Annotated in this window: 29 protein-coding genes and 1 tRNA gene; 28 read left to right on the top strand and 2 right to left on the bottom strand. The window is 60.3% G+C overall.

Annotated elements, in window-relative coordinates:
* Nucleotides 1-61: 61 nt before the first annotated feature.
* The 27 genes from ACQ4W7_RS10255 (at nt 62) to ACQ4W7_RS10125 (ending at nt 23,380) form a co-directional block, all read left to right on the top strand.
* Nucleotides 62-823 (top strand): GIN domain-containing protein, encoded by a 762-nt coding sequence (locus tag ACQ4W7_RS10255; RefSeq protein ID WP_436530214.1) that lies wholly within the window; start codon nt 62-64, stop codon nt 821-823.
* Between the two features lie 62 nt (nt 824-885).
* Nucleotides 886-1,494 (top strand): tetratricopeptide repeat protein, encoded by a 609-nt coding sequence (locus tag ACQ4W7_RS10250; RefSeq protein WP_436530212.1) that lies wholly within the window; start codon nt 886-888, stop codon nt 1,492-1,494.
* A gap of 68 nt (nt 1,495-1,562) precedes the next feature.
* A complete protein-coding gene (locus ACQ4W7_RS10245) occupies nt 1,563-2,543 on the top strand; it encodes an NAD(P)H-quinone oxidoreductase (RefSeq protein WP_436530210.1) in 981 nt (326 codons plus the stop codon).
* Nucleotides 2,544-2,615: 72 nt separating this feature from the next.
* A complete protein-coding gene (tpiA, locus tag ACQ4W7_RS10240) occupies nt 2,616-3,365 on the top strand; it encodes a triose-phosphate isomerase (RefSeq protein ID WP_436530208.1) in 750 nt (249 codons plus the stop codon).
* A 28-nt stretch (nt 3,366-3,393) separates the two neighbouring features.
* A complete protein-coding gene (secG, locus tag ACQ4W7_RS10235) occupies nt 3,394-3,804 on the top strand; it encodes a preprotein translocase subunit SecG (RefSeq protein ID WP_436530206.1) in 411 nt (136 codons plus the stop codon).
* 213 nt (nt 3,805-4,017) lie between these two features.
* Nucleotides 4,018-4,102 (top strand) — tRNA-Leu (locus ACQ4W7_RS10230).
* A gap of 177 nt (nt 4,103-4,279) precedes the next feature.
* Nucleotides 4,280-4,639: an NADH-quinone oxidoreductase subunit A gene (locus ACQ4W7_RS10225; protein ID WP_071076971.1), complete on the top strand. Its 360-nt coding sequence runs from the start codon at nt 4,280-4,282 to the stop codon at nt 4,637-4,639.
* Between the two features lie 3 nt (nt 4,640-4,642).
* Complete coding sequence (locus tag ACQ4W7_RS10220; RefSeq protein WP_010399733.1) at nt 4,643-5,119, top strand: NuoB/complex I 20 kDa subunit family protein; 477 nt, start codon at nt 4,643-4,645, stop codon at nt 5,117-5,119.
* Between the two features lie 17 nt (nt 5,120-5,136).
* Nucleotides 5,137-5,730, top strand: coding sequence for an NADH-quinone oxidoreductase subunit C (locus ACQ4W7_RS10215; RefSeq protein WP_099763027.1), 594 nt, complete (start codon nt 5,137-5,139; stop codon nt 5,728-5,730).
* The gene (locus ACQ4W7_RS10210; RefSeq protein ID WP_426070609.1) at nt 5,730-6,983 is read left to right on the top strand and encodes an NADH-quinone oxidoreductase subunit D; all 1,254 of its coding nucleotides are present in this window, start codon (nt 5,730-5,732) and stop codon (nt 6,981-6,983) included. Before ACQ4W7_RS10215 ends, ACQ4W7_RS10210 begins: the two co-directional genes overlap by 1 nt.
* Before the next feature lie 12 nt (nt 6,984-6,995).
* On the top strand, nt 6,996-7,475 hold the full coding sequence (nuoE, locus tag ACQ4W7_RS10205; RefSeq protein WP_034749989.1) for an NADH-quinone oxidoreductase subunit NuoE: 480 nt from the start codon (nt 6,996-6,998) through the stop codon (nt 7,473-7,475).
* Nucleotides 7,472-8,767, top strand: coding sequence for an NADH-quinone oxidoreductase subunit NuoF (gene nuoF / locus ACQ4W7_RS10200; protein WP_426070608.1), 1,296 nt, complete (start codon nt 7,472-7,474; stop codon nt 8,765-8,767). Before nuoE ends, nuoF begins: the two co-directional genes overlap by 4 nt.
* Nucleotides 8,768-8,789: 22 nt before the next feature.
* Entirely contained in the window at nt 8,790-11,123 is a 2,334-nt protein-coding gene (gene nuoG / locus ACQ4W7_RS10195; RefSeq protein WP_436530203.1) for an NADH-quinone oxidoreductase subunit NuoG, read from the top strand.
* The gene (gene nuoH / locus ACQ4W7_RS10190) at nt 11,123-12,205 is read left to right on the top strand and encodes an NADH-quinone oxidoreductase subunit NuoH (protein ID WP_426070606.1); all 1,083 of its coding nucleotides are present in this window, start codon (nt 11,123-11,125) and stop codon (nt 12,203-12,205) included. The genes nuoG and nuoH overlap by 1 nt, the downstream gene beginning before the upstream one ends.
* Before the next feature lie 14 nt (nt 12,206-12,219).
* The gene (gene nuoI / locus ACQ4W7_RS10185) at nt 12,220-12,708 is read left to right on the top strand and encodes an NADH-quinone oxidoreductase subunit NuoI (protein ID WP_010399726.1); all 489 of its coding nucleotides are present in this window, start codon (nt 12,220-12,222) and stop codon (nt 12,706-12,708) included.
* 65 nt (nt 12,709-12,773) lie between these two features.
* Nucleotides 12,774-13,406 carry an NADH-quinone oxidoreductase subunit J gene (locus tag ACQ4W7_RS10180; protein WP_034779507.1) on the top strand — a complete coding sequence of 211 codons (633 nt, stop codon included), beginning with the start codon at nt 12,774-12,776 and terminating at the stop codon, nt 13,404-13,406.
* The gene (gene nuoK / locus ACQ4W7_RS10175) at nt 13,403-13,711 is read left to right on the top strand and encodes an NADH-quinone oxidoreductase subunit NuoK (RefSeq protein ID WP_010399724.1); all 309 of its coding nucleotides are present in this window, start codon (nt 13,403-13,405) and stop codon (nt 13,709-13,711) included. The genes ACQ4W7_RS10180 and nuoK overlap by 4 nt, the downstream gene beginning before the upstream one ends.
* 46 nt (nt 13,712-13,757) lie before the next feature.
* On the top strand, nt 13,758-15,851 hold the full coding sequence (gene nuoL / locus ACQ4W7_RS10170; RefSeq protein WP_436530201.1) for an NADH-quinone oxidoreductase subunit L: 2,094 nt from the start codon (nt 13,758-13,760) through the stop codon (nt 15,849-15,851).
* A gap of 29 nt (nt 15,852-15,880) precedes the next feature.
* Nucleotides 15,881-17,380 carry an NADH-quinone oxidoreductase subunit M gene (locus tag ACQ4W7_RS10165; RefSeq protein WP_436530199.1) on the top strand — a complete coding sequence of 500 codons (1,500 nt, stop codon included), beginning with the start codon at nt 15,881-15,883 and terminating at the stop codon, nt 17,378-17,380.
* Nucleotides 17,381-17,396: 16 nt separating this feature from the next.
* A complete protein-coding gene (gene nuoN, locus ACQ4W7_RS10160) occupies nt 17,397-18,899 on the top strand; it encodes an NADH-quinone oxidoreductase subunit NuoN (RefSeq protein WP_436530197.1) in 1,503 nt (500 codons plus the stop codon).
* 3 nt (nt 18,900-18,902) lie between these two features.
* Entirely contained in the window at nt 18,903-19,226 is a 324-nt protein-coding gene (locus ACQ4W7_RS10155) for a DUF2818 family protein (RefSeq protein WP_070224104.1), read from the top strand.
* A gap of 57 nt (nt 19,227-19,283) precedes the next feature.
* Nucleotides 19,284-19,856: an NUDIX domain-containing protein gene (locus ACQ4W7_RS10150; RefSeq protein WP_426070602.1), complete on the top strand. Its 573-nt coding sequence runs from the start codon at nt 19,284-19,286 to the stop codon at nt 19,854-19,856.
* The gene (locus ACQ4W7_RS10145) at nt 19,814-20,560 is read left to right on the top strand and encodes a hypothetical protein (protein WP_436530195.1); all 747 of its coding nucleotides are present in this window, start codon (nt 19,814-19,816) and stop codon (nt 20,558-20,560) included. Before ACQ4W7_RS10150 ends, ACQ4W7_RS10145 begins: the two co-directional genes overlap by 43 nt.
* Nucleotides 20,561-20,572: 12 nt before the next feature.
* Entirely contained in the window at nt 20,573-21,304 is a 732-nt protein-coding gene (gene ispD, locus ACQ4W7_RS10140) for a 2-C-methyl-D-erythritol 4-phosphate cytidylyltransferase (protein WP_436530193.1), read from the top strand.
* Between the two features lie 13 nt (nt 21,305-21,317).
* On the top strand, nt 21,318-21,821 hold the full coding sequence (gene ispF, locus ACQ4W7_RS10135) for a 2-C-methyl-D-erythritol 2,4-cyclodiphosphate synthase (RefSeq protein WP_426070599.1): 504 nt from the start codon (nt 21,318-21,320) through the stop codon (nt 21,819-21,821).
* 35 nt (nt 21,822-21,856) lie between these two features.
* A complete protein-coding gene (locus ACQ4W7_RS10130; RefSeq protein ID WP_436530191.1) occupies nt 21,857-23,020 on the top strand; it encodes a PQQ-dependent sugar dehydrogenase in 1,164 nt (387 codons plus the stop codon).
* A gap of 57 nt (nt 23,021-23,077) precedes the next feature.
* Nucleotides 23,078-23,380, top strand: coding sequence for a hypothetical protein (locus ACQ4W7_RS10125; RefSeq protein WP_436530189.1), 303 nt, complete (start codon nt 23,078-23,080; stop codon nt 23,378-23,380).
* Nucleotides 23,381-23,553: 173 nt separating this feature from the next.
* Here the strand turns inward: ACQ4W7_RS10125 and ACQ4W7_RS10120 are convergent, their stop codons facing one another.
* The gene (locus tag ACQ4W7_RS10120; protein WP_436530187.1) at nt 23,554-24,789 is read right to left on the bottom strand and encodes an MFS transporter; all 1,236 of its coding nucleotides are present in this window, start codon (nt 24,787-24,789) and stop codon (nt 23,554-23,556) included.
* Nucleotides 24,790-24,880: 91 nt separating this feature from the next.
* Between ACQ4W7_RS10120 and ACQ4W7_RS10115 the strand changes: the two genes are divergently transcribed.
* Nucleotides 24,881-25,501: a TetR/AcrR family transcriptional regulator gene (locus ACQ4W7_RS10115; protein WP_426070595.1), complete on the top strand. Its 621-nt coding sequence runs from the start codon at nt 24,881-24,883 to the stop codon at nt 25,499-25,501.
* Here the strand turns inward: ACQ4W7_RS10115 and ACQ4W7_RS10110 are convergent, their stop codons facing one another.
* On the bottom strand, nt 25,502-25,840 hold the full coding sequence (locus tag ACQ4W7_RS10110) for an MmcQ/YjbR family DNA-binding protein (RefSeq protein WP_152283168.1): 339 nt from the start codon (nt 25,838-25,840) through the stop codon (nt 25,502-25,504). It lies immediately after the preceding gene.
* Nucleotides 25,841-26,234 lie beyond the last annotated feature (394 nt).

Genomic DNA, 26,234 nt, shown 5'->3' with positions numbered 1-26,234 from the left:
AATGCAGGCGCCCTTGGCGGGCGAGCAGGCAGATAAAAACAAGATACCGAGGATGCACTACATGAAAAAGACACTGCAACTGGCGCTGTTGTTCCTGGCGACACTGGGCCTGGTGCGCGGCGCGGCCGCCGAGACCCGTTTGCTGGAAATGCGCAACATCGACGCCCGCGTGGTGCGCGTCAAGCTCGATGGCGTGATGGAAGTGCGCATTCGCCAGGGCAATGTGCCTTCGCTGAGCATCACGGCCGACAAGCGCTACATCGCCGATGTCAGCACGGCGCAAAGCGGCGATACCCTGCACATCGAAACGGAAGTGCGCGGCTTCAAGCTCGGCCCCTCGTCGATACGCGCCGACCTGGTCTTGCCGAACTTACGCGAACTGAGCTCGGAAGGCTTTGGCAGCACGGATATCACGGGTTTCAAGGGCGAGGAGCTGACCCTGTCGCTGGAAGGGGCGGGCAGCATCAAGCTGGTGGGCGACTACCGCAAGCTCAATGCCAGCCTGGGCGGCGTGGGCAGCATGCAGCTCTGGATCGGCAACAATGAGCGCGCGGAACTGGACTTGCAGGGCGCCGGCTCGGTGGTGCTGGGCGGCCGCGGGCGCATCCTGAAAGCCAGCCTGGGCGGCCTGGGCAGCCTGAATGCGCAGCAATTCGAAGCGGACGCCGTCAACCTGGAATTGAGCGGCCTCGGCAATGCCACGGTGAATGCCCATACGAATGCCAAGTTGAACCTGAGCGGACTCGGTTCGGTGGTGGTGTACGGCAAGCCGGCCAACCGCGATGTCAGCGTCGAGGGCCTGGGCAAAGTAAGCTGGAAATAAAAGCATCCTGCCGCAAGCCTTCGGCAGGACAAGAATAAGTAGTCAGACCACATCCCATTCCGATGAAAAAACTGATCATTACATTACTCATGCTGTTGACGATACAGCTACCCGCGCGGGCTGGCTTCGTCGAAGGCGCCAGCGCCTACAACAACAAGAATTACGCGCTGGCTTACAAGGAAATACTGCCCCTTGCCAAGACCGGCAATGCCGATGCCCAGCATTTGCTGGGTTTGATGTATTACATGGGGCGCGGCTTGCCGCAGGATTACAAGCAAGCCATGTTCTGGCACCGCAAGGCGGCCGAGCAGGGCAAGGCCGATGCCCAGTATGTGGTGGGCGCCATGTATTACACGGGCAACGCCGTGCTGCAAGACCACAAGCAGGCCGTCGGCTGGTTCCGCAAGGCGGCCGAGCAGAACCATGCAGAGGCGCAGCAGGTGCTGGGGCTGATGTACCGCTACCACATGGGCGGCGTGCCGCAGGACAACGTTATCGCCTACATGCTGTGGAACCTGGCGGCAGCCAATGGCAACGCGAATGCGGCCGACCAGCGCGCCGCCGTGGTGCGCAAGATGACGCATGAGCAGGTCGAAGAAGGGCAGGCCCTGTCGTCGAAATGGAAGCCGGGCATGCCCTTGCCGCGCCAGTCGAAGACGGGCGGCGCTTAGGGGGAGGCCCTCAGCAAGGGGCGGCGGCTTGGCGTACAATCGCCGTTTTCCCTTGAAAGAGTCCCGCCATGCGTGCAGTTGCCATCAGCCAGCCAGGTCCCGCCGACGTTTTGCAGATCGCCGAACGTCCCATGCCGCAATATACGGCGGGCGAACTGCTGATCAAGGTGCACGCGGCCGGCATCAACCGCCCTGACGTGTTGCAGCGTCTGGGCAAATACGCGCCGCCAGCCGGCGCGTCGGACTTGCCCGGCCTGGAAGTGGCGGGCGAAGTTGTCGATGGCGACTTTAGCAACACCGAATTCAAAAAAGGCGACCTGGTCTGCGCGCTGGTGCAGGGCGGCGGCTATGCCGAGTATTGCGCCGCGCCTGTCGGCCAGTGCCTGCCCTTGCCGCAAGGCTTGACGCCGCTGGAGGGCGCGTCCCTGCCGGAAAACTTCTTTACCGTCTGGAGCAATGTGTTTGACCGCTGCGCCCTGGCCGATGGTGAAACCTTGCTGGTGCAGGGCGGCACCTCCGGCATCGGCGTGGCGGCCATTCAATTGGCGGCCGCGCTCGGCCACCGCGTCTTCGCCACGGCGGGCAGCGACGAGAAGGCGCGCGCCTGCGAAGCGCTGGGCGCCGAACGGGGCATCAATTACCGCACGGAAGATTTCGTGGCCGTTGTCAAGGAATTGACCGCTGGCCGCGGTGTCGACGTCATCCTCGATATGGTGGGCGGCGATTACTTGCCGCGCGAAATTGATTGCCTGGCCGACGATGGCCGCATCGGCCTGATCGCGGTGCAGGGCGGCAGCAAGGCCACGCTGGACCTTGGCCAAGTGCTGCGCCGTCGCCTGAGCGTCAGCGGCTCGACCCTGCGCCCCCGTCCCGTGGCCTTCAAGGCGGCCATCGCGCACCATCTGCGCACGACCGTCTGGCCGCTGATCGAGGCGGGCAAGATCAAGCCCGTGATCTATCAAACTTTCCCATTGGAAAAAGCCAGCGAGGCACATGCCTTGATGGAAGCGAGCACGCATGTGGGCAAGATCATGTTGCAAGTTGTTTGAAACGGGGTACTGCCTGTTTGACCGGCATCGGTGCCGGAGTTAGAATGACGGGTTATTAGAATTTAGGCTACTATGCGTCGCAAACTCGTCGTCGGAAATTGGAAAATGAACGGCAGTCGCACCTCGAACGCGGTGTTATTGTCTGAAATAGTGGCTGGCCTGACTGCCTCTGGCGCCGCCAGCGCTGTTTGTGTGCCTACGCCGTATCTGGCGCAGTGCCAAGCGCAATTGGCAGGCTCGGCTCTTGGCTGGGGTGCGCAGGATGTGTCCGCGCACGCCAGTGGCGCCTACACGGGAGAAATTTCGACCGCCATGTTGCAGGATTTTGGCTGCAGCTATGTGGTGATCGGGCATTCCGAGCGTCGTGCCTACCACGGCGAGAGTGATGCGCAGGTGGCAGCCAAGACGGTTGCCGCGCTGGCGGCAGGCATCACGCCTATCGTTTGCATCGGCGAGACGCTGGCGCAGCGCGAAGCGGGTCAGACCGACGCGGTGGTGGCGCAGCAGCTGGGCGCCGTGCTGGCGGCGATTTCCACCGACGACGTGGCGAAACTGGTGCTGGCCTACGAGCCGGTCTGGGCTATCGGCACGGGCAAGACGGCCACGCCGCAAATGGCGCAGGACGTGCATCAGGTATTGCGCGGCCAGCTGGCGGCAAAGAATGCGGTAGCGGCGGCCGGCGTGCAGATCCTGTACGGCGGCAGCATGAAGCCGGAGAACGCACAAGAATTGATGGCGATGCCGGATATCGATGGCGGTCTGATCGGTGGGGCGGCATTGAAGGCGGCGGATTTCCTGGCAATTATTCACGCCGCTGATTGAATTAATTTAAACTAAGAATGGAATTGCAATGAACATGATGTTCAATCTGGTAGTGGTAGTACAGGTTATTTCGGCATTGTCGATTATCGCGCTGGTATTGTTGCAACACGGCAAGGGCGCCGACATGGGTGCCGCCTTCGGTTCGGGCGCCTCGGGCAGCCTGTTTGGTGCGACGGGTTCGTCGAACTTCATGTCGAAATCGACGGGCGTTGCCGCCGCGATTTTTTTTGGCGCCACTCTGGCCCTGTCGCTGATGGCGAATCAGCGCGCCACCATCGTCGGCGGCGGCGTGATGGATAAAGTCGTCAAGCCAGTGCCAGTCACCGGCGCGGGCGCGATCCCGACGACGGTGCCAGCAGCCCCTGCAGCACCAGCGGCCAGCGCTCCAGCAGCGGCGGCACCGGTTGCCAGCACCCCGGCAGGCGCGATTCCAAAGTAATCGTCTAGTCACTGAGCAGTTACTGAGTGCTCGCGCGATACCTCATCGAGAGTAATTCTCATTACGGGCAGATTATTGCTGAATGTTTTAGCAGTGCGGCAGGAAAAAATCCTGGCGTGCTGGAAGATGTAAAAATTTATCGTTTTTATCTGTGTTTTGATGCATTTGTGCATTAACTTTAGCGGCAAAGCAGAGTAGAATACGGGCCTTACCGCCGACGTGGTGAAATTGGTAGACACGCTATCTTGAGGGGGTAGTGGCGAAAGCTGTACGAGTTCGAGTCTCGTCGTCGGCACCAGAAATCAGAAGCCAGCAACGGCGCACGAGCCATGGCTCGTACAAAGTTGCTGGCTTTTTTTACGAGGATGTGTCGTTCGATCCTGGTCTTAGCTTTGATTGGGGTCGTGCGTTAGATACGCTGCAAATGATCGCAGCGTCCTCATTTAACCGATCGTTCAATATAAGCTTATCAATCGTGAACCTCGAAAATTACTTCCCCGTCCTGCTGTTTATTATTATCGGCCTTGGTGTCGGTATCGCTCCCCAGCTCCTGGGGCGCCTGTTGGGCCCTCACAAGCCTGATGCAGCAAAACTCTCCCCGTACGAATGTGGCTTTGAAGCATTCGAAGACGCGCGCATGAAATTTGATGTGCGCTACTATCTGGTCGCAATCCTGTTTATTTTGTTCGATCTGGAAACGGCATTCTTTTTCCCATGGGGCGTTGCAATGCGCGACCTGGGCTGGGCCGGTTTCGTCACGATGATGGTGTTCATCGCTGAATTCGTGGTCGGATTTTGGTACATTTGGAAGAAAGGTGCCCTTGACTGGGAATAAGCCATGGCTATTGAAGGCGTATTAAGCGAAGGTTTCATCACCACCTCGGCCGACAAGCTGATCAACTGGGCGCGCACCGGGTCTATGTTCCCGATGACGTTCGGTCTGGCCTGCTGTGCGGTCGAAATGATGCATGTGGGCGCAGCCCGCTACGATATGGACCGTTTCGGCGTCGTGTTTCGTCCGTCGCCGCGTCAGTCCGACGTCATGATCGTTGCCGGCACCCTGTGCAACAAGATGGCGCCGGCCTTGCGCAAGGTCTACGACCAGATGGCAGAGCCACGCTGGGTCATCTCGATGGGTTCCTGCGCGAATGGCGGCGGGTACTACCATTACTCCTATTCCGTGGTGCGCGGTTGCGACCGCATCGTGCCCGTCGACGTGTATGTGCCTGGCTGTCCTCCGACCGCTGAAGCCTTGCTGTACGGCATCATGCAGTTGCAGAACAAGATCAAGCGTACCAGCACGATCGCACGCTAACCGGGCCGCTTCAGATTATGACAACACATTTAGAAGTATTGCAAAACGCCCTCGGCACTGCCCTGGGCGATCGCGTTAGCACGACGGTTGCGCTGGGCGAAGTTACCCTGGTCGTCAAGGCCGAGGACTACCTGGCCGTGATGCAGACCTTGCGCGACGATCCGACCCTGCATTTCGAGCAAATGCTCGACCTGTGCGGCGTCGACTACTCGACCTATGGCGACGGTAGCTGGGATGGCCTGCGTTTCGCGGCCGTCTCGCACTTGCTGTCGGTCAAGCACAACTGGCGCGTGCGCGTGCGCGTGTTCGCACCCGACGACGACATGCCGCTGCTGCCCTCCGTGGTGAACATCTGGCGTGCCGTCAACTGGTACGAGCGCGAAGCGTTCGACTTGCTGGGCATTCTCTTCGAAGGCCACAACGACTTGCGCCGCCTGCTGACCGATTACGGTTTCATCGGCCATCCGTTCCGCAAGGATTTCCCTGTCTCCGGCTATGTCGAGATGCGTTACGATCCGGAACAAAAGCGCGTGATTTACCAGCCTGTGACGATCGAGCCGCGGGAAAACGTGCCGCGCGTGATCCGCGAAGAACATTACGGGATGAAATAATGGCTGAGATTAAGAACTACACCCTGAACTTTGGGCCACAGCATCCGGCCGCGCACGGTGTGCTGCGCCTGGTGCTGGAGATGGACGGCGAAGTCATCCAGCGTGCCGACCCGCATATCGGCCTGCTGCACCGCGCTACCGAGAAGCTGGCCGAGCAAAAGACTTATCTGCAATCCGTGCCGTACATGGACCGTCTCGACTATGTGTCGATGATGTGCAATGAACATGCGTACGTGATGGCCATCGAAAAGATGCTGGGCCTGGAAGTGCCGCTGCGCGCGCAATACATCCGCGTCATGTTCGACGAGATGACGCGCATCCTGAATCACTTGATGTGGCTCGGTACCCACGCGCTGGACGTTGGCGCCATGGGCCCGTTCCTGTATTGCTTCCGCGACCGTGAAGACTTGTTCGACGCCTACGAGGCAGTCTCGGGCGCGCGCATGCACGCGGCTTACTACCGTCCGGGCGGCGTGTACCGTGACTTGCCGAACGCGATGCCGCAGCACAAGGCGTCGATCATCCGCAACGCCAAGGCCATCGGCAAGCTGAATGAAAACCGCCAGGGTTCGCTGCTGGACTTTATCGAAGACTTCGCGCGCCGTTTCCCGAATTCGGTGGACGAGTACGAAACCTTGCTGACCGATAATCGAATCTGGAAACAGCGTACCGTCGGCATCGGCGTGGTCTCGCCGGAAGATGCGCTGGCCATGGGCTTTACGGGCGCCATGCTGCGCGGCTCGGGCGTGCAGTGGGACTTGCGCAAGAAGCAGCCGTACGAAGTGTACGACCTGATGGATTTCGATATTCCTATCGGCACCAACGGCGATTGCTACGACCGCTACCTGGTCCGCGTGGAAGAGCTGCGCCAGTCAAACCGCATCATCAAGCAATGCGTGGAGTGGCTGCGCAACAATGAAGGTCCTGTCATGACCAGCAACCGCAAGGTGGCGCCTCCGGGCCGCGTCGACATGAAGACCAACATGGAGTCCTTGATTCACCACTTCAAGCTGTTTACCGAAGGTTTCCACGTGCCGCCAGGCGAGGCCTACAGCGCCGTGGAACATCCGAAGGGCGAGTTCGGCGTCTACCTGGTGTCCGATGGCGCCAACAAACCGTACCGCATGAAACTGCGCGCGCCAGACTACGCTCACTTGCAGTCGCTCGATGAGATGGCGCGTGGGCACATGCTTGCCGACGCCGTGACCATCATCGGGACGCAAGATATCGTGTTCGGCAGTATTGACCGCTAAGAGGCAAAAAGTATGTTGTTATCAGAGCAATGCTATAAGAAAATTGACCGCGAGCTGGCCAAGTACCCGGCCGACCAACGTCAGTCGGCCGTCATGGCCGCGCTGGCCCATGCCCAGGATGAACTGGGCTGGCTGGCGCCGGAAACCATGAAGGAACTGGCCGATTACATCGGCATGCCGGCGATTGCCGTGCAGGAAGTGGCCACGTTCTACAATATGTACAACGTGAAACCCGTGGGCAAGCACAAGATCACCGTGTGCACCAACCTGCCATGCGCGCTGTCGGGCGGCGTGCGCGCTGCAGACTACCTGAAGCAGAAACTGGGTATCGATTTCCGCGAAACCACCGCCGATGGCCAGTTCACCCTGGTTGAAGGCGAGTGCATGGGTGCTTGCGGCGATGCGCCTGTCTTGCTGGTCAGTAATAAAACCATGTGCAGCTGGATGTCGAACGAGAAAATCGACGCCATGCTGGAGGAACTCAAGAAATGACGTCACTCCACAACCGCCATATCGATCCATTGATCCTGAAGGATCTGGATGGCAAGAACTGGCATTTGCAAGATTATGTGAACCGCGGCGGCTATAGCGCCCTGCGGCGTATCCTGGAAGAGAAAATCACGCCGGAACAGATCATCGCCGACCTCAAGGCTTCGTCCTTGCGCGGCCGTGGCGGCGCGGGTTTCCCTACCGGCTTGAAGTGGAGCTTCATGCCGCGCCAGTTCCCGGGTCAAAAATACCTCGTCTGCAATACAGATGAAGGCGAACCGGGCACTTTCAAGGACCGCGACATCATTCGTTACAATCCCCATGCGCTGATCGAAGGCATGGCCATTGGCGCTTATGCGATGGGCATCACCGTCGGCTATAACTATATCCACGGTGAAATCTTCCAGGAATACCTGCGTTTCGAAGAAGCGCTGGAAGAGGCGCGCGCCGCCGGTTTCCTGGGCGACAAGATCATGGGCAGCGAGTTCTCGTTCCAGTTGCATGCGCACCATGGTTATGGCGCCTACATCTGCGGCGAAGAAACGGCCCTGCTGGAGTCCTTGGAAGGCAAGAAAGGCCAGCCGCGCTTCAAGCCGCCTTTCCCTGCCTCGTTTGGCCTGTACGGCAAGCCGACGACGATCAACAACACGGAAACCTTCGCGGCCGTGCCATTCGTGCTGAACATTGGTCCAGAGAAATACCTGGCGATGGGCAAGCCGAACAATGGTGGTTCGAAGATCTTCTCGATCTCGGGCGACGTGGAATTGCCGGGCAACTACGAAGTGCCGCTTGGCACGCCGTTTGCCACACTGCTGGAACTGGCAGGCGGCATGCGTGGTGGCAAAAAGATCAAGGCCGTGATCCCTGGCGGCTCGTCCGCGCCGGTGATCCGCGGCGACATCATGATGCAGACCGACCTGGACTACGACTCGATCGCGAAAGCCGGTTCGATGTTGGGTTCGGGCGCCGTCATCGTGATGGACGAAACACGCTGCATGGTGAAGGCGCTGGAGCGCCTGTCCTACTTCTACTTTGAAGAATCGTGCGGCCAGTGTACGCCTTGCCGTGAAGGCACAGGCTGGATGTACCGCATGGTGCACCGCATCGAGCAGGGGCAGGGTCGTCCAGACGACCTGGACATGCTCAACTCGATCGCCGACAACATCCAGGGCCGCACCATTTGCGCGCTGGGCGATGCGGCTGCCATGCCGGTACGGGCCTTCATTAAGAATTTCCGTGAAGAATTTGAATATCATATCGAGCACAAGCATTGCTTAGTGCCCGCATATATCTAAGCTGCGTCAGGTAACGATCACCATGGTTGAAATCGAAATAGACGGCAAAAAAGTCGAAGTCCCTGCTGGTAGCATGGTGATGGACGCCGCCAACAAATTGGGAACCTACATTCCGCACTTCTGCTATCACAAGAAATTGTCGATCGCAGCGAACTGCCGCATGTGCCTGGTCGAAGTGGAAAAGGCGCCCAAGCCTTTGCCCGCTTGTGCGACCCCGGTCAGTGCCGGCATGATCGTGCGCTCCGCCAGCGATAAAGCTGTGCAGGCGCAAAAGTCGGTCATGGAATTCTTGCTGATTAACCACCCGCTCGATTGCCCTATCTGCGATCAGGGCGGCGAATGCCAGTTGCAAGACTTGGCAGTGGGCTACGGCAAGAGCGAATCGCGCTACAAGGAAGACAAGCGCGTGGTGCAGCCGAAGGAAGCCGGTCCGCTGGTCTCCATGCAGGAAATGTCGCGCTGCATCCAGTGCACCCGCTGCGTACGCTTTGGCCAGGAAGTGGCCGGCGTGATGGAGCTGGGCATGATCGGCCGCGGCGAACACTCCGAAATCGTGTCGTTTGTGGGCCAGACGGTCGACTCCGAACTGTCGGGCAACATGATCGACCTGTGCCCGGTCGGCGCACTGACCTCGAAGCCGTTCCGCTACAGCGCCCGTACGTGGGAACTGTCGCGCCGTAAATCGGTCAGCCCGCATGATGGCCTGGGCGCGAACCTGATCGTGCAAGTGAAAGCTGGCAAGGTCAAGCGCGTATTGCCGCTGGAAAACGAAGCCGTCAACGAGTGCTGGATCTCGGACAAGGACCGTTTCTCGTACGAAGCGCTGGACAGTGCCGAACGCCTGACTTCCCCGATGCTGAAACAAGGCAATGAGTGGAAAGAAGTCGATTGGCAGACCGCGCTGGAATACGTGGCGCACGGTTTGAAAAATATCAAGCACGAGCATGGCGCTGACGCCATCGCCGCGCTGGCCACGCCGCATTCGACCGTCGAAGAGCTGGTACTGCTGCAAAAAGTCGTCAACGGTCTCGGTTCCGAGAACGTCAACTTCCGCCTGCGCCAGACCGACTTCGCGCTGGACGCAGGTGTGAAACCATGGCTTGGCATGCCGATCAACGAATTTGGCCAGATCAAGCGTGCCTTCGTCATCGGCTCGTTCCTGCGCAAGGATCATCCATTGCTGGCCACGCGTTTGCGCGCGTCCGTCAAGGGCGGCGCCAAGCTGTCGATCTTGCACGCCTCCGACGATGATCAATTGATCACCATCGCCAACAAGATGATCGTCGCACCAAGCGATTGGCTGGCGGCCTTGTCGCAAGTGGTCGTCGCGGTTGCCAAAGCCAAAGAAATCGCCGCGCCAAACGGTTTTGAAGCGGTGACCGCTTCGGACGTGGCTGTGGCCATCGCCGCCAGCCTGATGGCTGGTGACAACGGTGCCGTGCTGCTGGGTAACGCGGCCACGCAACACCCGCAAGCGTCGCAACTGCATGCTGCCGCGCAATGGATCGCCGAACAGACGGGCGCCAAGCTCGGTTACCTGACGGAAGCGGCCAATACGGTTGGCGCGCACCTGGTCGCCAAGCCGCGCGCCAATGTGCAAGCTGCCTTTGCCGCACCGAAGAAAGCTTACGTGCTGCTGCACGCCGAGCCGGAACTCGATGCCGCCAATCCACAAGCGGCCCGCGCCGCCCTGGATGGCGCCGACATGGTCGTGGCCATGTCCGCCTTCAAGCACGGCATGGACTACGCCGATGTTTTGCTGCCGATCGCTCCGTTCGCTGAAACCTCGGGCACCTTCGTCAACTGCGAAGGCCGCGCGCAAAGCTTCAACGGCACCGTCAAACCGCTGGCGGAAACCCGTCCAGCCTGGAAAGTGCTGCGCGTCCTGGGCAACATCCTGGGCCTGGCCGGTTTCGACTACGACACCTCCGAAGCGATCCGCGACGAAGCGTTTGGTGCTGGCGTGACCGATTTGTCGGCACAGCTGAACAACATCGCCAAGAACGCACCGGAAGCGGCATCGTACGCACCGGCTTCGCCAGCGCTGCAACGCATCGCCGACGTGCCGATTTACTTCGCCGACGCGCTGGTACGCCGCTCCGAACCTTTGCAACGCACGGTCGATGGTGCCGCGCCGCAAGCGCACCTGTCCCTGGCGCTGGCTGAAAAGCTGGGCATCAAGGCGGGCGACAAGGTCAAAGTGGCGCAAGGCTCCGGCAGCGCCATCCTGGTGGCGGCAATCCATGCCGGCCTGCCAGCCAATGTGGTGAAAGTGTCGGCGGCGCATGCCTCGACAGCAAAGCTTGGCGGCATGTTCGGTGATATCACAGTTGAAACAGCAGAGGGGAAAATCTGATGGCTCTGCCTGAATTTGTAAACGTCATCAACAGCAGCGGCCAGGATTTGCTGGGCGGCTCGTGGCCGTTCTTCTGGACCCTGATCAAGATCCTGTGCGTGTTGTTGCCGCTGATGGGCCTGGTTGCCTACCTGACCTTGTGGGAACGCAAGCTGATCGGCTGGATCCAGATCCGCGTCGGCCCGAACCGCGTAGGTCCGCTGGGCTTGCTGCAACCGATCGCCGATGCGCTGAAACTCTTGTTCAAAGAGATCATCATCCCGGCCAAAGCCGCCAAAGGCCTGTTCGTGATCGGTCCGATCATGACCATCATGCCGGCCCTGGCCGCCTGGTCGGTCGTGCCGTTCGGTCCGCAAGCCGTGCTGGCCAACGTCAACGCGGGCTTGCTGATGCTGCTGGCGATTACCTCGATGGAAGTCTACGGCATCATCATCGCCGGCTGGGCTTCGAACTCGAAGTACTCGTTCATGGGCGCCATGCGCGCTTCGGCGCAGATGATTTCGTATGAAATCCCGATGGGCTTCGTGATGGTCATCGTGCTGATGGTCTCGGGCAGCCTGAACTTCATCGACATCGTCAGCGGCCAGCAAATCGGCTTTTTCGCCGACAAGGGCGTGAACTTCCTGTCGTGGAACTGGCTGCCGCTGCTGCCGATGTTCGTCATCTACCTGGTGTCGGGCTTGGCTGAAGCCAACCGTCACCCGTTCGACGTCGTCGAAGGCGAGTCGGAAATCGTCGCCGGCCACATGGTCGAGTACTCGGGCATGGCCTACGCCATGTTCATGCTGGCCGAATACGCCAACATGATCCTGATCGCCGCCCTGGCTTCGATCATGTTCCTCGGTGGCTGGTCCGCACCGTTTGCTTTCCTTGAGTTCTGGGGTGGTTTCGGCGGCTTCTTCTGGCTGTTTGCAAAAACCTTCTTCATCGTGTCGGTGTTCATCTGGGTGCGCGGTACTTTCCCACGCTATCGTTATGACCAGATCATGCGCCTCGGCTGGAAAGTGTTTATCCCGTTGACGCTGGTCTACCTGGTCTTCGTCGCTGCCTGGATGCAGACATCCTGGAATATTTGGAAGTAAGAGAGTGCATACGAATGGATAAGGTAAAAGATTTCTTCAGCAGCCTCTTGTTAGGCGAGCTGATCAAGGGCATGGCGTTGACAGGCAAGTACATGTTTTCGCGCAAGATCACGGTGCAATTCCCGGAAGAGAAGACACCGATCTCGCCGCGTTTCCGTGGCTTGCACGCGCTGCGCCGCTACCCGAACGGCGAGGAACGTTGCATCGCCTGCAAACTGTGCGAAGCGGTTTGCCCGGCGATGGCCATCACGATCGAATCGGAACAGCGTGACGACGGCTCGCGCCGCACCACGCGTTACGATATCGACTTGACCAAGTGCATCTTCTGCGGTTTCTGCGAAGAGTCTTGCCCGGTCGATTCGATCGTCGAGACGCAAATCCTGGAATACCACGGCGAGAAACGCGGGGATTTGTATTACACGAAAGAGATGTTGCTGGCCGTAGGTGATCGTTATGAAAATGACATCGCCGCTGCGCGCGCCGCCGACGCACCTTATCGCTGATGGATGCGCCGTAGCCCATGGCTGCGGCGCGCCCCTCGTTCATCTGTACGTCTATTGGGTTTTTTATGGACTTTAAAACAATTTTGTTTTACGCCTTCGCGCTGATCTTGATTCTGGCAGCGACGCGCGTCATCACGGCCCGTAATCCGGTCCACGCAGTACTGTTCCTGGTGCTGTCCTTCTTTTCCGCAGCGGGCATCTGGATGCTGCTGCAAGCTGAATTCCTGGCCATCGTGCTGGTCTTGGTGTATGTCGGCGCCGTGATGGTGCTGTTCCTCTTCGTGGTCATGATGCTCGATATCAATATCGACCGCATGCGCGAAGGTTTCTGGGGCTATTTGCCGCTGTCCGTGACGGTGGGCGTGATCATTGTGCTGGAAATGGCCGCTGTCCTGTGGCACGGTTTCCGCAACTTTGCGCCTAGCATCGCTCCGGTGAACGTCAACCTGGGCGGCACCAAGGAACTGGGCCTGCTGATCTACACGAAATATGTGTTCGCCTTCGAGATCGCTGCCGTCGTGCTGCTGGTGGCCATCGTTGCCGCGGTTGCACTGACCCTGCGCAAACGCAAGGACACCAAGCATTTTGCTCCAGGCGATGCGGTACGCGTCAAGCGCAACGACCGCCTGAAGATCATCAAGATGGACGCGGTTGTCGAGCGTCCTGCGGCTGAGCCGGAAGTTAAGGAGGCACCATGACATTATCGCTCACACATTTTTTGGTCCTGGGCGCGATCCTGTTCGCAATCTCGATCGTCGGTATTTTCCTGAACCGCAAGAACATCATCGTATTGCTGATGGCAATCGAATTGATGCTGCTGGCGGTGAATATGAATTTCATCGCGTTCTCCCATTTCATGGGCGACGCGGCCGGTCAGATCTTCGTTTTCTTCATCCTGACGGTTGCCGCCGCTGAGTCGGCTATCGGTCTGGCTATTCTGGTGGTGATGTTCCGTAATCTGGATACCATCAACGTCGAAGACCTGGACAGCCTCAAAGGCTGATGTTTTTCAGACTCGATCTCTCGAATAATAACGATTAAGGTTCATCATGGCGGGGCAACTCCTCAACCCTAACCTCCTTCTTGCCGTACCGCTGGCGCCGCTGGCCGGTGCCGCGATTGCAGGTTTGCTTGGCACCCAGTTCCTGGGTAATTTGGTCGGACGCAAGACGTCGCATACCGCGACGATCCTGGGCGTACTGATTGCGTTCATCCTGTCCGTGCAGACACTGCTGGCAGTGATGGATGGCGCGACATTCAATGGCACGATCTATAACTGGATGACGATCGGCACCCTGAAGATGGAAGTGGGCTTCCAGATCGATTCGCTGTCGGCGATGATGATGTGCGTGGTCACCTTCGTCTCCCTGATGGTGCACATCTACACGATCGGCTACATGAAGGACGACGAAGGCTACAACCGCTTCTTCGCCTACATCTCGCTGTTCACGTTCTCGATGCTGATGCTGGTCATGGCCAACAACTTCCTGCAACTGTTCTTCGGTTGGGAAGCCGTGGGCCTGGTCTCTTACCTGCTGATCGGTTTCTGGTACCAGCGTCCGACGGCCATCGTGGCCAACATGAAGGCTTTCCTCGTCAACCGCGTGGGCGACTTCGGCTTCATCCTGGGCATCGGCCTGCTGCTGGCTTACGCCGGCACCATGAACTACCAGGAAGTGTTTGCCAAGAAAGACGAACTGGCGCTGTTGAGCCTGCCAGGCACCGACTGGGCCCTGCTGACCGTCGCCTGCATCTGCCTGTTCATCGGCGCGATGGGCAAATCGGCGCAGTTCCCGCTGCACGTCTGGCTGCCTGACTCGATGGAAGGTCCGACCCCGATCTCGGCGCTGATTCACGCCGCGACGATGGTGACGGCCGGTATCTTCATGGTCTCGCGCATGTCGCCGCTGTTCGAACTGTCCGACACGGCACTGTCCTTCATCTTGGTGATCGGTTCCATCACGGCGCTGTTCATGGGTTTCCTGGGCATCATCCAGAACGATATCAAGCGCGTCGTCGCTTACTCGACCTTGTCGCAGCTGGGCTACATGACGGTTGCGCTGGGCTCGTCCGCCTACTCCGTGGCCGTGTTCCACTTGATGACGCACGCATTCTTCAAGGCACTGCTGTTCCTGGGCGCCGGTTCCGTCATCATCGGCATGCACCATGACCAGGATATCCGCAACATGGGTGGCCTGCGCAAGTACATGCCCATCACCTGGATCACGTCGCTGGTCGGTTCGCTGGCCCTGATCGGCACGCCGCTGTTCTCCGGTTTCTACTCGAAAGACAGCATCATCGAAGCCGTCGAAGCGACGCACATCTGGGGCGCTGGCTTTGCCCAGTTCGCCGTGCTGGCTGGCGTGTTCGTCACCGCCTTCTACTCGTTCCGCATGTATTTCCTCGTCTTCCACGGCAAGGAACGTTTCGGCCAAGGTCACGCGCATGATGCGCACGCTCATGACGACCATCACGCAGCAGCGGCCAAGCATGATTCGGACGCGCATGATGAAGAAGAGGAAGACGATCACGCGCATCACGGCCTGGAACCTGGCCAGAAGCCGCATGAATCGCCATTCGTCGTGTGGTTCCCGCTGGTGATGCTGGCGATCCCGTCGCTGCTGATCGGTTACCTGACCATCGGCCCGATGCTGCATGGCGATTTCTTCAAGGGCGTGATCTTCGTCGGCGAAAACCATCCAGCAATGGAAGAGTTGTCGCATGAATTCCACGGCGCAATGGCGATGGCGATCCACGGCCTGTCGACGGCACCGTTCTGGTTGGCATTGTCCGGCGTCGTGGCAGCCTACTACTGCTACATGGTCAACCCGCGCGTGCCGGCCTGGTTCTTTGCCAAGTTCCACGCGATCCACACCCTGCTGGACAACAAGTACTACCTGGACAAGTTCAATGAAGTCGTGTTCGCCGGTGGTGCCCGCTTGCTGGGTAATGGCCTGTGGAACTTCGGTGACAAGAAGCTGATCGATGGCCTGCTGGTCAACGGTAGCGCCAAGGTCGTCGCCTGGCTGTCCTCGCTGGCGCGAGTGCTGCAGACCGGCTACATATATCACTATGCATTCGTGATGATCCTGGGCGTGCTGGGCTTCCTGATCTATTTCCTGCCATTCTGGCCCGCTAAGTAAGCTGACCTGATAAAAGAATACTGAGAACCATGATGCAGTCTACGATTTCTACACTACCTCCTTACCTGAGTCTGTCGATCTGGGTGCCGATCATTTGCGGCGTCCTGATCCTGGCTCTCGGCCGTGACAGCAAAGCGGGCTTTACCCGCTGGCTGTCGCTGGCTGGCGCCGTGCTCAGCATGCTGTGCACCTTGCCGCTGATCCAGCATTTCGACAATGCCGCGCACGGCATGCAATTCGTCGAAAAAGCACCGTGGATAGCAACTTTCAATATCTGGTACTCGCTGGGTATCGACGGCCTGTCGCTGTGGTTCATTCCACTGACGGCGTTCATCACGGTCATCGTCGTCATTTCCGCTTGGCAAGTGATCGAGAAGCGCATCGCCCAGTACATGGGTGCCTTCCTGATCCTGTCGGGCCTGATGATCGGCGTGTTTTGCGCGCTGGACGGCTTGCTGTTCTACTTCTTCTTTGAAGCAACCCTGATCCCGATGTTCATCATCATCGGTATCTGGGGCGGCTCGAACCGCGTGTACGCGTCGTTCAAGTTCTTCCTGTACACCTTCTTCGGTTCGCTGCTGACCCTGGTTGCCATCATTTACCTGCGCAATGTGACGGGTAGTTTCGACATCCTGGCCTGGCATGCGTTCAAGCTGACGATGAACGAACAGATCTTCATCTTCCTGGCCTTCCTGATGGCGTTTGCCGTGAAAGTGCCGATGTTCCCCGTCCACACGTGGTTGCCGGACGTCCACGTGGAAGCGCCTACCGGCGGTTCCGCCGTGCTGGCCGCCATCATGCTGAAACTGGGCGCGTATGGTTTCCTGCGGTTTTCGCTGCCGATCACGCCGGACGCCAGCCACTACCTGTCGGGCTTCATGATTGCCTTGTCGCTGATCGCCGTCATCTACATCGGTCTGGTTGCCCTGGTGCAAACGGACATGAAAAAACTGGTCGCCTATTCGTCGATCGCGCACATGGGTTTTGTCACCCTGGGCTTCTTCATGTTCAACGACATCTCGGTGCAGGGCGGTATCGTGCAGATGGTTTCGCACGGCTTCATCTCCGGCGCGATGTTCCTGTGCATCGGCGTGCTGTATGACCGCATGCATACCCGCAACATCGCCGACTACGGCGGCGTCGTGAACCGCATGCCGAAATTTGCCGCCTTCTTCGTCTTGTTTTCGATGGCCAACTGCGGTTTGCCAGCGACTTCCGGCTTTGTCGGCGAGTTCATGGTGATCCTGGGCGCGGTGCAATACAACTTCTGGATTGGCTTGCTGGCTGCAACGGCACTGATCTGGGGCGCGGCGTACTCGCTGTGGATGGCCAAGCGCGTGGTGTTCGGCAAGATCAAGAACAAGCATGTGGCCGAATTGACCGACATCAACAAACGTGAGTTCTTCATGCTTGCTGTGCTGGCCATCGCCGTGCTCGTGATGGGTCTGTACCCAGCCCCGTTCACCGACACGATGCAAACTTCGGTTGCCGACCTGCTGCAGCATGTCGCCATCAGCAAGTTGCCTTAAATAGAAGACCGATAACATGACTAATGCACCTAATCTGGTACCGCTGTACGCGGAAATCTTTCTGCTGATCGCCACATCGGCGCTCTTGCTGATCGATATGTTCTTGCCTGCGGCGAAGCGTTCGATCACCTATGTGCTGTCGCTGCTGACTTTGGCAGGCTGCGCCTTGCTGACCGTGGGCGACTTCAACGCGGGCACCACCGTCTACACCTTCCACAATATGTTCGTGTCGGACCCGATGTCGCAGCTGCTGAAACTGTTCTCGTACGGCGCCGTGGCGCTGACCCTGATCTACTCGCGTGCCTATGCCACCGACCGCAATATGCTGTCGGGTAACCTGGGCGGCGAGTTCTACGTGCTGGCCCTGTTTGCACTGCTGGGCCAGATGATCATGATCTCGGCCAACAACTTCCTGATCATCTACCTGGGTCTGGAACTGATGTCGCTGTCGTTGTACGCACTGATCGCCTTGCGTCGTGACAACGCCAAGGCCACGGAAGCGGCCATGAAATACTTCATCCTGGGCGCGCTGGCTTCCGGTTTCATGTTGTACGGTATCTCGATGCTGTACGGCGCGTCCGGCACGCTGGACCTGGGCGAACTGCGCGTGGCGCTGGAAAACGGCAAGACCAACGGCACCATCATGGTCTTCGGCCTGGTGTTCCTGGTAGCCGGCCTGGCCTTCAAACTGGGCGTCGTGCCATTCCACATGTGGGTGCCTGACGTGTATCAAGGTTCGCCAACGGCCGTGACCCTGCTGCTGGGCGGCGCGCCGAAACTGGCCGCGTTTGCCATCACCCTGCGTCTGTTGGGCGAGGGCTTGCTGCCGATGGCGCATGACTGGCAGCAAATGCTGCTGGTACTGGCCGTGATGTCGCTGGCCATCGGTAACTTCACCGCCATCGCGCAAACCAATCTGAAGCGCATGTTGGCGTACTCGACCATCGCGCAAATGGGTTTCGTGCTGCTGGGCCTGCTGGCGGGCACCGTGGACGCACCGAACAACACACTGAACGCGGCTGGCGCAGCCACCGCCTACGGTGCCTCGATGTACTACGTCATCACCTACGTGTTCACCACCCTGGGTACCTTTGGCGTGATTATGTTGCTGGCACGTAATGGTTTCGAAGCAGAAGAACTGGCCGACTTCAAGGGCCTGGGTAAACGCAGCCCGATCTTCGCGTTGGTGATGACCTTGTTCATGTTCTCGCTGGCCGGCGTGCCGCCGCTGATGGGCTTCATGGCCAAGTACTCGGTGCTGGCCTCCGTGCTGGCCACGGGCCAGCTGTGGCTGACCATCGCTGCCGTGCTGTTCTCGCTGATCGGTGCTTTCTACTACCTGCGCGTCGTGAAAATAATGTGGTTCGACGAGCCGACGGACACCAACGCGCTGGTCGTGCATGGCGACATGCGCATCGTGCTGGCCCTGAATGGCGTGTTTGTGTTGGCGTTGGGTGTGATGCCTAACAGCATCCTGGCTGCCTGCGCGACCGCCATCACCAAGACCCTGGCGTCCTGACCGATGGATGTCACCGCCTCGAGCTGGCTGGTAATCGCCCTGGGCATCCTGGGCGCCAACCTGCCATTCTTGAACGAGAAACTGTTTGCCGCCGTGCCCCTGAAAAAGGCGGCGCAGGCAGAGCAGGGCTGGCGCAAGCCGCTGGCGCTGCGCCTGCTGGAGATGGTGATTCTGTACTTCATCGTCGGCGCAGTGGCGTTCGCGCTGGAAGCGCGCATCGGCAACGGTTTCCCGCAGACCTGGGAGTTTTACGCCATCACCGGCTGTCTGTTCCTGGTGCTGGCTTTCCCCGGATTTGTCGGACGCTATCTGCGCAAACGCCGCTAGCATCACCCTCCGAAAGCGGCGCCTCTGGCGCCGTTTTTTATTGAATAAAGGAATTCCATGGATACCCAATCCACCGATACTCAATTGATTGAAACCAAAGTCGATGGCGAGCTCGTTTATCAAGGCGGTTTCCTGCGCGTGCAGCGCGACCGTGTTGCCCTGCCTGACGGCAAGATCACGGCGCGCGAATTCGTCCTGCACCCGGGCGCCGTCGTCATCCTGCCGCTGCTCGACGATGGCACGGTACTGATGGAACGCCAGTACCGCTATCCGCTGGACCGCGTCTTCATCGAATTCCCGGCTGGCAAGATTGATGCGGGCGAGGCCCACCTGGCCTGCGCCCAGCGCGAGTTGCTGGAAGAAACGGGCTACACGGCCAGCGACTGGCAATTCGTTTCCACCATCCACAATGCCATCGCCTACTCGGACGAGCACCTGGAACTGTTTTTGGCGCGTGGCCTGGTAGCGGGCGAACGCCAGCTTGACGAGGGCGAATTCCTGGAAACGTTCACGGCCACGGTGCCGCAGCTGCTCGACTGGGTCAAGGATGGCAGCATCACGGACGTGAAAACCGTCATCGGCATCTTTTGGCTGGACAAGATTACCAGCGGCGCCTGGCAGCCGGCCTGATTCCCCGCATGCGCTTGCCCATTTTCCTGCTGCTTGCCTGTGTCACCCTGGGTGCACAGGCGCAGACGCGCACGCCGTTCCAGGTGCGCTGCGAAGACACGATCAGCAAGACGGTGTCCGTGCTGACGGCGCAGCAGAACGGCTACAGCATCGACACGCATCTGCCGTACAAGGCGCTGACCGTCATGAAGGGCACGGCGCGCGCCAACACCTGGGTGCTGGGATTGACGAAGACCGACTCGCGCGTGGCCATCGCTCTGGCCGGCCCCATGCTGCAAGACCCGGCCAGCGGCTACGAATGCGTGGCGCCGCAGATTACCGTGACCCTCACCTATGCGCCCGTGGTGATCTATATCGGCCGCGAGTTTGCCCCCGGCAGCTGCGCGTATGATGAGATACTCGCACATGAACTGCGCCACATGAAAACCTATATGGAACATTTGCCGCGCGTGGAAAAGACCGTGCGCGCCGCGCTGGCCAAACGCTTCGAGGCGCGGCCCCTGTATGCGCCCAGCGGTACGGCCAAGGCGGCGCTGGCGCGCGAGATCGACACGGGCTGGTTGCCGTATATCAAGGCACAAATGCGCAAGGTGGAAACCTTGCAGGCGGCCATCGATTCTCCGCAGGAATATGCGCGCCTGGGCAAGGCGTGCAAAGGCGAGATCCAGAACATCCTGATGGGCAAGGCAGCGCCCGCCAACTAGACAAGGAATGGCATGACAGCAGCACCGAACACCGTCCGCTACTTTGCGCTGATCCCCGCCGCCGGCGTGGGCGCGCGCATGGAAGCGGGCAGTCCCAAGCAGTATTTGCCCATCGCCGGCAAACCCATGCTGCGCCACGCGCTGGACGCCTTTCTCGCCAGCCCGTTGATTGCGCACACCTATGTCGTCGTCAGCGCCGAGGATGGATTGATTGACACTGTCGTGCCGGAGCAGGGCGTGACGGTGCTGCGCTGCGGCGGCGCCACGCGCATGGAAAGCATACTGAATGGCTTGCACGCCGTGCAAGGCAGCATAGCCGCGCATGACCAGGTGCTGGTGCACGATGCGGCGCGGCCGGGCTTGACGCCGGCGCTGATTGCAAAGCTCATTACCGAAGTCGGTGAGCACCCGGCCGGCGGCTTGCTGGCCTTGCCCGTGGTCGATACCGTCAAGCGGGCCGGGCCGGACACGGGTGCCGCCACCATGTCAGCGCAGACGGTGCCGCGTGAGGGCCTGTGGCTGGCGCAGACGCCGCAAATGTTCAGCTACGCCTTGCTGCACCGGGCATTATCGGAAGCGCCCTACCCGCAAGCTATCACGGATGACGCCAGCGCCGTCGAAGCGCTGGGCCTGGCGCCCAGGCTTGTCGAAGGCCACCCGCGCAACCTGAAGGTAACCTTGCCGCGCGACATACACACGGCCGAGCTGTATTTGTCCCACTCTTGGCCCATCCTTGAATCCTGAACAGAAAGACCGCATGACGACCACCACGACTCCCGTACTTCCTTTCCGCATCGGCCAGGGCTATGACTGCCACGCGCTGGTGGAGCACCGCGACCTGATCATCGGCGGCGTGAAGATTCCGCACCACCTCGGTTTGCTCGGCCATTCCGACGCCGACGTGCTGCTGCACGCCATCACGGATGCCATCTTCGGCGCTGCCGCGCTGGGCGACATCGGCCGCCATTTCCCCGATACGGATGCGCAATTCAAGGGCGCCGATTCGCGCACCCTGCTGCGCGAAGCCGCGCGCCGCGTGCAAGCCACCGGTTATATCATCGGCAATATCGACGCTACCATCATCGCCCAGCGCCCGAAAATGGCGCCACACATCGCCGCCATGTGCGCGAACGTGGCCGAAGACCTGGGCGTGAGTTTGGGCCAGGTCAATATCAAGGCCAAGACGAATGAAAAACTAGGCTACCTGGGCCGGGAAGAAGGCATCGCGGCTGAAGCCGTGGCCTTGCTGCTGCGCGCCTGATCCCACCTTCGCATCATCCACAGACAGGAGAGAGCATGTTCCAGTTACGCCGCACCAGCATCTTGCTTGCATTGACATTGGCCGCCGCACCATCGGCCTGGGCCGAACTGCAAGCCACGGGCGAGCCGCCCGCCGCCAAACAGGCCTGGAAGGCCGAGACTGTCGCGCAGGGAGTGCGCCAGCCGTGGGGCATCGCCTGGCTGGGCGAGGGACGTGCGCTGGTCACCAGCAAGCAGGGGACATTGCATCTGCTGAATGGCAAGAAATTTGAGGATGTGGCGCTGGAAGGCATGCCCAAAGTGTTTACCGGCGGGCAGGGCGGCTTGCTCGATATCGTTATTCATCCGCAGGATGCGGGCAAGGCCGCGCCAAGAGTCTACATGACGGTATCGACGGGCACGAATGACGCGAATCGCACGACCCTGGTGCGCGGCGTGTTCGACGGCAAGAAGGTGACGGGCATCCAGACCCTGTTCAGGGTTGCCACCGACAAGAGCGGTGGCCAGCACTTCGGTTCGCGCCTGCTGTGGCTGCCGGATGGCACTTTGCTGATGAGTGTGGCCGATGGCGGCAATCCGCCGCTGCGCATCGGCGACCGGCTGGCGCGCGAGCAGGCGCAAAACCTGGCCACGCACCAGGGCTCCATCCTGCGCCTGACGGAAGAGGGCAAGCCGGCGCCCGGCAATCCGCTGGCGGCCAAGGGCGCCTTGCCGGAAATCTGGTCGTACGGCCACCGCAATGTGCAGGGCTTGGCGCTCGATCCTGTTTCCGGTCGCGTGTGGGCCACGGAACACGGTCCGTATGGCGGCGACGAGCTGAACCTGGTGGTCGCGGGCGGCAACTATGGCTGGCCCTTGCAAAGCTATGGCGCCGACTACAAGACGCATGAGCCTGTCGGCAAGCATGAGGTGCCGGGCATGCGCAATCCCAGCGTGGCCTGGGTGCCGTCGCCGGCCCCGTCAGGGCTGGCCGTCTACACGGGCGACAAGATCGCCGCCTGGCGCGGCAGCATCTTCAGCGGCGGCCTGGCGGCCAAGGATATCCGCCGCATCGTCGTCGATGCGAATGGCAAGGTGACAGGGCAGGACCGTCTGGCCATCGGCGCGCGCGTACGCGACGTGCGCCAGGGGCCGGACGGCTACCTGTACGCGCTGACCGATGAAGACAACGGCCGCTTGCTGCGCATCGTGGCGCAGTAGCACGGCAGGCGCTGTCTTCGCTTAAGATGGCGCCTTTACTACATTCAAGGTGGCGGCATGGCCCGTGATACTTATGCATACCGGCACGTCGCCGTCGAATCGCGCGCTATCCATGGCCGCGTGGAAATCCGCCCCGTGCCGGGCCAGGCTTTTTCGCCGGAACTGGCCGTGCAGTGTTCGCGCCGCCTGGTCGACCTGCAGCGTTACCCGCTGGGCAGCCGTTTTTTACTCTTTGCCAAGCTGACGGACCGCCTGGGCGGCACACCCTTCCTGTATGCGTATCACGGCGATGCGGACGTGATAATGACGCCGGCCGAAGTGAGGAAATTCCTTGGCGAATTCCGCCGCGGGCGCATCTGAACCGACTGCCTTGCTAAGTAATCCTCGGGAAATTATTGTGAATTTATGACGAACAGAACCGGATGCTGTGCAAGGCGCCTGCAGCGACGCAGTGCGAGCACTGCTAGCTGCGGGCAACACCGCACAGCGCCGGTTATGGAAGTCAGAAAACACAATAATTTATTGGGGGTTACTTAGGCCTCGCAAGCCGCGCCGGCGCCCGCCTTGGCGCCTGCTTGCGGCTTGCCGAAGAGCGCGATCGTCAAGGCGCAGCCGAGGGCGAACAGGCCACCGACCACCATCGCGCTAGACACACCCAAGCGGTCGACCGCCATGCCACCGAGCAAGGCGCCGGACGCCAGCGACACTTGTACGATGGCAACAAACAGCGCGCTGCTGCCTTCCATCAAGTGTGGCGCGGCCTTGAACATCCACGTCTGCACGGCGATCGGCATGGCGCCGAAACCGAAGCCCCACACGGCCACCAGCAGCATGGCGGTGAGTGCATGGCTGCCGAACGCGGCCAGGGCCAGGATGGACAAGCCCAGCACGGCGCCCGTCAGCATCAGCGCGGCCCGTTCGTAACGGCCGGCGGCCCAGCCGCCCACCAGGTTGCCAATGAAGCCGGAAGCACCGTACACCAGCAGCATGGCGCTGACCGTGCCGGCCGCCAGGTGCGAGACTTGCGTGAGGAATGGCGCGATATACGTGTAGGCGGCGAACTGGCCCGTGAAGAGCATGGCCGTGGCGATCAGGCCCAGCCTTGCCTTGCGAATGCCGAAAATCATCGGCAACTGGCGCAAGCGGATGGCCTGTGTCGGCGGCAGCTTGGGCAGCAGCAATAGCTGGCCGATAAAGACCAGCACGGCAATGGCGCTGGCTGCGCCGAAAGCCACGCGCCAGCCGATCAGCTCGCCCACCAGCGCGCCGGCCGGCACGCCCGCCACCGTGCCCAGCGAGACGCCGGCGAAGATGATGGACATGGCGCGCGAGGCATGCTGCGGCGACACCAGGCGCGGGCCGATGGCGCTGCCGATGGCCCAGAAGCCGCCCACGCCCACGCCCAGCATGGCGCGGCCCAGCAGTATCCAGGTATACGAGGGGGCCAGCGCCACCAGCAGGTTCGATGCGACCAGCAGGGCGGTGAGTGCCAGCAGCACGATGCGGCGGTCCAGGCGGCCCGAGCCGACGGTCACGAAGATGGCGGCAAACGCGGCAACGATGCCGGGCGTGGTGATCATCAGTCCCGCCTGGCCCTTGCTGATGGCCAGTTCGGCGGCCATGGCCGGCAGCAGCCCGACGGGCAGGAATTCCGACGTGACGAGAGCGAAGGCGCCGATGCCGACGGATAAGACGGCCAGCCAGGGCGCCACGGTGGTATCGTCGCTGGTGGCCGCCGGGGCGGTGGGGGAAGCAGGTGGTGTTTGCATGGGAGGTCCTGAAAAGCCGGGAGGTTTTTAACCGGTCGGTATATAATCAGGGCAGGCAGGTATTGTTGTCAATAATTTTTTACCGAACGGTATGAAACAAGATAAAAAAGAGCAAGCGGTCAAGGCGAAAACGGGCCGGCCACGCACCTTCGACGCGGACCAGGCGCTCGATTGCGCCATGAAAGTGTTCTGGGAAAAAGGCTATGAAGGCAGTTCCTTGCCGGAATTGACGAAAGCCATGGGCATGAACCGGCCCAGCCTGTATGCCGTCTTCGGCAACAAGGAGCAGCTGTTCCACAAGGCGCTCGAGCGCTACAGTGACACGCGCATGCAGTTCTTCGATGCGGCGCTGGAACAGCCGACGGCGCGCCAGGTGGTGCAAGCCTTGCTGACGCAGTACGTCGACGCGCAAACCATGCCCGATGGTCCGCACGGCTGCATGGGCGTCAATGCGGCGCTCGCCTGCAGCGACGATGCCTTGCCGATCCGCGATGAATTGTTTGCGCGTCGGCTGCGCGGTGAGATCAAGTTGCGCGACCGCTTGCGGCGCGCCAAGGAGGAGGGTGACTTGCCGCCCGATTCCTGCCCGGAGCAGCAGGCGCGCTTTGTCGTGACCCTGTCGCAGGGCATGGCCATCCAGGCGGCGGCGGGAGTGTCGCGCGAGCAATTGCAGCAGATGGTGGGATTGCTGCTGCGCAATTGGCCGCTGTAACTATCCGCTCGGGGCGATGGTCTTGGCCAGGTCGCTGGGCGCCTTGCGCCGCCAGGCGGCCGTCAGGGCGGCGGCCAGCATGTCCAGTTCGGCGTCCGCCAGGCGCACCGTGATGCCGGCCAGCCGTTCGCCCCACCACAGTTTTTCGCAGCCGGACGGCGTGATGACGGTGGCGATATGCGCCGCTTCCGCATCGAGCAGCACGTTGATGTGCTCGTCGTCGGGCAGGGTGGCAAAGATCTTCCCGCCCACGCGGAAGGCTGGACGGTCGTGGTGTTCTTCCTCGGTGGCGTCGGGAAACGACAGTGCCAGATAGCGTAGTTCTTCCAGGTCGACCATTTCCTCTTTCCTCCTCATCGGACAGATAGCTGCATGACTGCATTTTGCCATGCTGTTTCACCGCGTGGTGCAGCGGCATGCGAAAAGAAATGCGCAAGATGCGACAGTGGCGGACTGGTCTGTGGTGCTGCCGCGACACGCCAAGCGCCACCGATACGGGCGTATGGCCAGTGCGCCAGAGTGAGAGGCGGCACTTTTTCTCGCACCGGGAAGGTACTTGCTAGAAAAATATCTTTCATGGTTAAAAGAAAAATACTTTTCTTCCAGGGAATTTAAGATAGAATACATCCATCGTCTTACCTGACCCGTCAACTGTCTGGTTTTGTCCCGGGAACCCGAACCCTTTCCAGGACGCTTGCAGTGCCGCAATGGCATGCTGCAAGTCCGCACTTTC

Origin of the sequence: Janthinobacterium algoris (genome assembly GCF_051380935.1) — a bacterium.
Classification (GTDB): domain Bacteria; phylum Pseudomonadota; class Gammaproteobacteria; order Burkholderiales; family Burkholderiaceae_D; genus Janthinobacterium.
The sequence above is the reverse complement of the archived record's forward strand: the minus strand, read 5'-3'. Positions and strand labels throughout refer to the sequence as shown.

Coding starts and splice junctions, on each gene's coding strand:
- ACQ4W7_RS10165 (WP_436530199.1), top strand. CDS start 15,881: ATGATGCAGTCTACGATTTCTACACTACCTCCTTACCTGAGTCTGTCG.
- nuoF (WP_426070608.1), top strand. CDS start 7,472: ATGACGTCACTCCACAACCGCCATATCGATCCATTGATCCTGAAGGAT.
- nuoE (WP_034749989.1), top strand. CDS start 6,996: ATGTTGTTATCAGAGCAATGCTATAAGAAAATTGACCGCGAGCTGGCC.
- ACQ4W7_RS10250 (WP_436530212.1), top strand. CDS start 886: ATGAAAAAACTGATCATTACATTACTCATGCTGTTGACGATACAGCTA.
- ACQ4W7_RS10130 (WP_436530191.1), top strand. CDS start 21,857: ATGTTCCAGTTACGCCGCACCAGCATCTTGCTTGCATTGACATTGGCC.
- ACQ4W7_RS10215 (WP_099763027.1), top strand. CDS start 5,137: ATGACAACACATTTAGAAGTATTGCAAAACGCCCTCGGCACTGCCCTG.
- ispD (WP_436530193.1), top strand. CDS start 20,573: ATGACAGCAGCACCGAACACCGTCCGCTACTTTGCGCTGATCCCCGCC.
- secG (WP_436530206.1), top strand. CDS start 3,394: ATGAACATGATGTTCAATCTGGTAGTGGTAGTACAGGTTATTTCGGCA.
- ACQ4W7_RS10255 (WP_436530214.1), top strand. CDS start 62: ATGAAAAAGACACTGCAACTGGCGCTGTTGTTCCTGGCGACACTGGGC.
- ACQ4W7_RS10210 (WP_426070609.1), top strand. CDS start 5,730: ATGGCTGAGATTAAGAACTACACCCTGAACTTTGGGCCACAGCATCCG.
- nuoK (WP_010399724.1), top strand. CDS start 13,403: ATGACATTATCGCTCACACATTTTTTGGTCCTGGGCGCGATCCTGTTC.
- nuoN (WP_436530197.1), top strand. CDS start 17,397: ATGACTAATGCACCTAATCTGGTACCGCTGTACGCGGAAATCTTTCTG.
- ACQ4W7_RS10220 (WP_010399733.1), top strand. CDS start 4,643: ATGGCTATTGAAGGCGTATTAAGCGAAGGTTTCATCACCACCTCGGCC.
- nuoH (WP_426070606.1), top strand. CDS start 11,123: ATGGCTCTGCCTGAATTTGTAAACGTCATCAACAGCAGCGGCCAGGAT.
- nuoI (WP_010399726.1), top strand. CDS start 12,220: ATGGATAAGGTAAAAGATTTCTTCAGCAGCCTCTTGTTAGGCGAGCTG.
- ACQ4W7_RS10245 (WP_436530210.1), top strand. CDS start 1,563: ATGCGTGCAGTTGCCATCAGCCAGCCAGGTCCCGCCGACGTTTTGCAG.
- nuoG (WP_436530203.1), top strand. CDS start 8,790: ATGGTTGAAATCGAAATAGACGGCAAAAAAGTCGAAGTCCCTGCTGGT.
- ACQ4W7_RS10115 (WP_426070595.1), top strand. CDS start 24,881: ATGAAACAAGATAAAAAAGAGCAAGCGGTCAAGGCGAAAACGGGCCGG.
- ACQ4W7_RS10155 (WP_070224104.1), top strand. CDS start 18,903: ATGGATGTCACCGCCTCGAGCTGGCTGGTAATCGCCCTGGGCATCCTG.
- tpiA (WP_436530208.1), top strand. CDS start 2,616: ATGCGTCGCAAACTCGTCGTCGGAAATTGGAAAATGAACGGCAGTCGC.
- nuoL (WP_436530201.1), top strand. CDS start 13,758: ATGGCGGGGCAACTCCTCAACCCTAACCTCCTTCTTGCCGTACCGCTG.
- ACQ4W7_RS10120 (WP_436530187.1), bottom strand. CDS start 24,789: ATGCAAACACCACCTGCTTCCCCCACCGCCCCGGCGGCCACCAGCGAC.
- ACQ4W7_RS10110 (WP_152283168.1), bottom strand. CDS start 25,840: ATGGTCGACCTGGAAGAACTACGCTATCTGGCACTGTCGTTTCCCGAC.
- ispF (WP_426070599.1), top strand. CDS start 21,318: ATGACGACCACCACGACTCCCGTACTTCCTTTCCGCATCGGCCAGGGC.
- ACQ4W7_RS10150 (WP_426070602.1), top strand. CDS start 19,284: ATGGATACCCAATCCACCGATACTCAATTGATTGAAACCAAAGTCGAT.
- ACQ4W7_RS10180 (WP_034779507.1), top strand. CDS start 12,774: ATGGACTTTAAAACAATTTTGTTTTACGCCTTCGCGCTGATCTTGATT.
- ACQ4W7_RS10125 (WP_436530189.1), top strand. CDS start 23,078: ATGGCCCGTGATACTTATGCATACCGGCACGTCGCCGTCGAATCGCGC.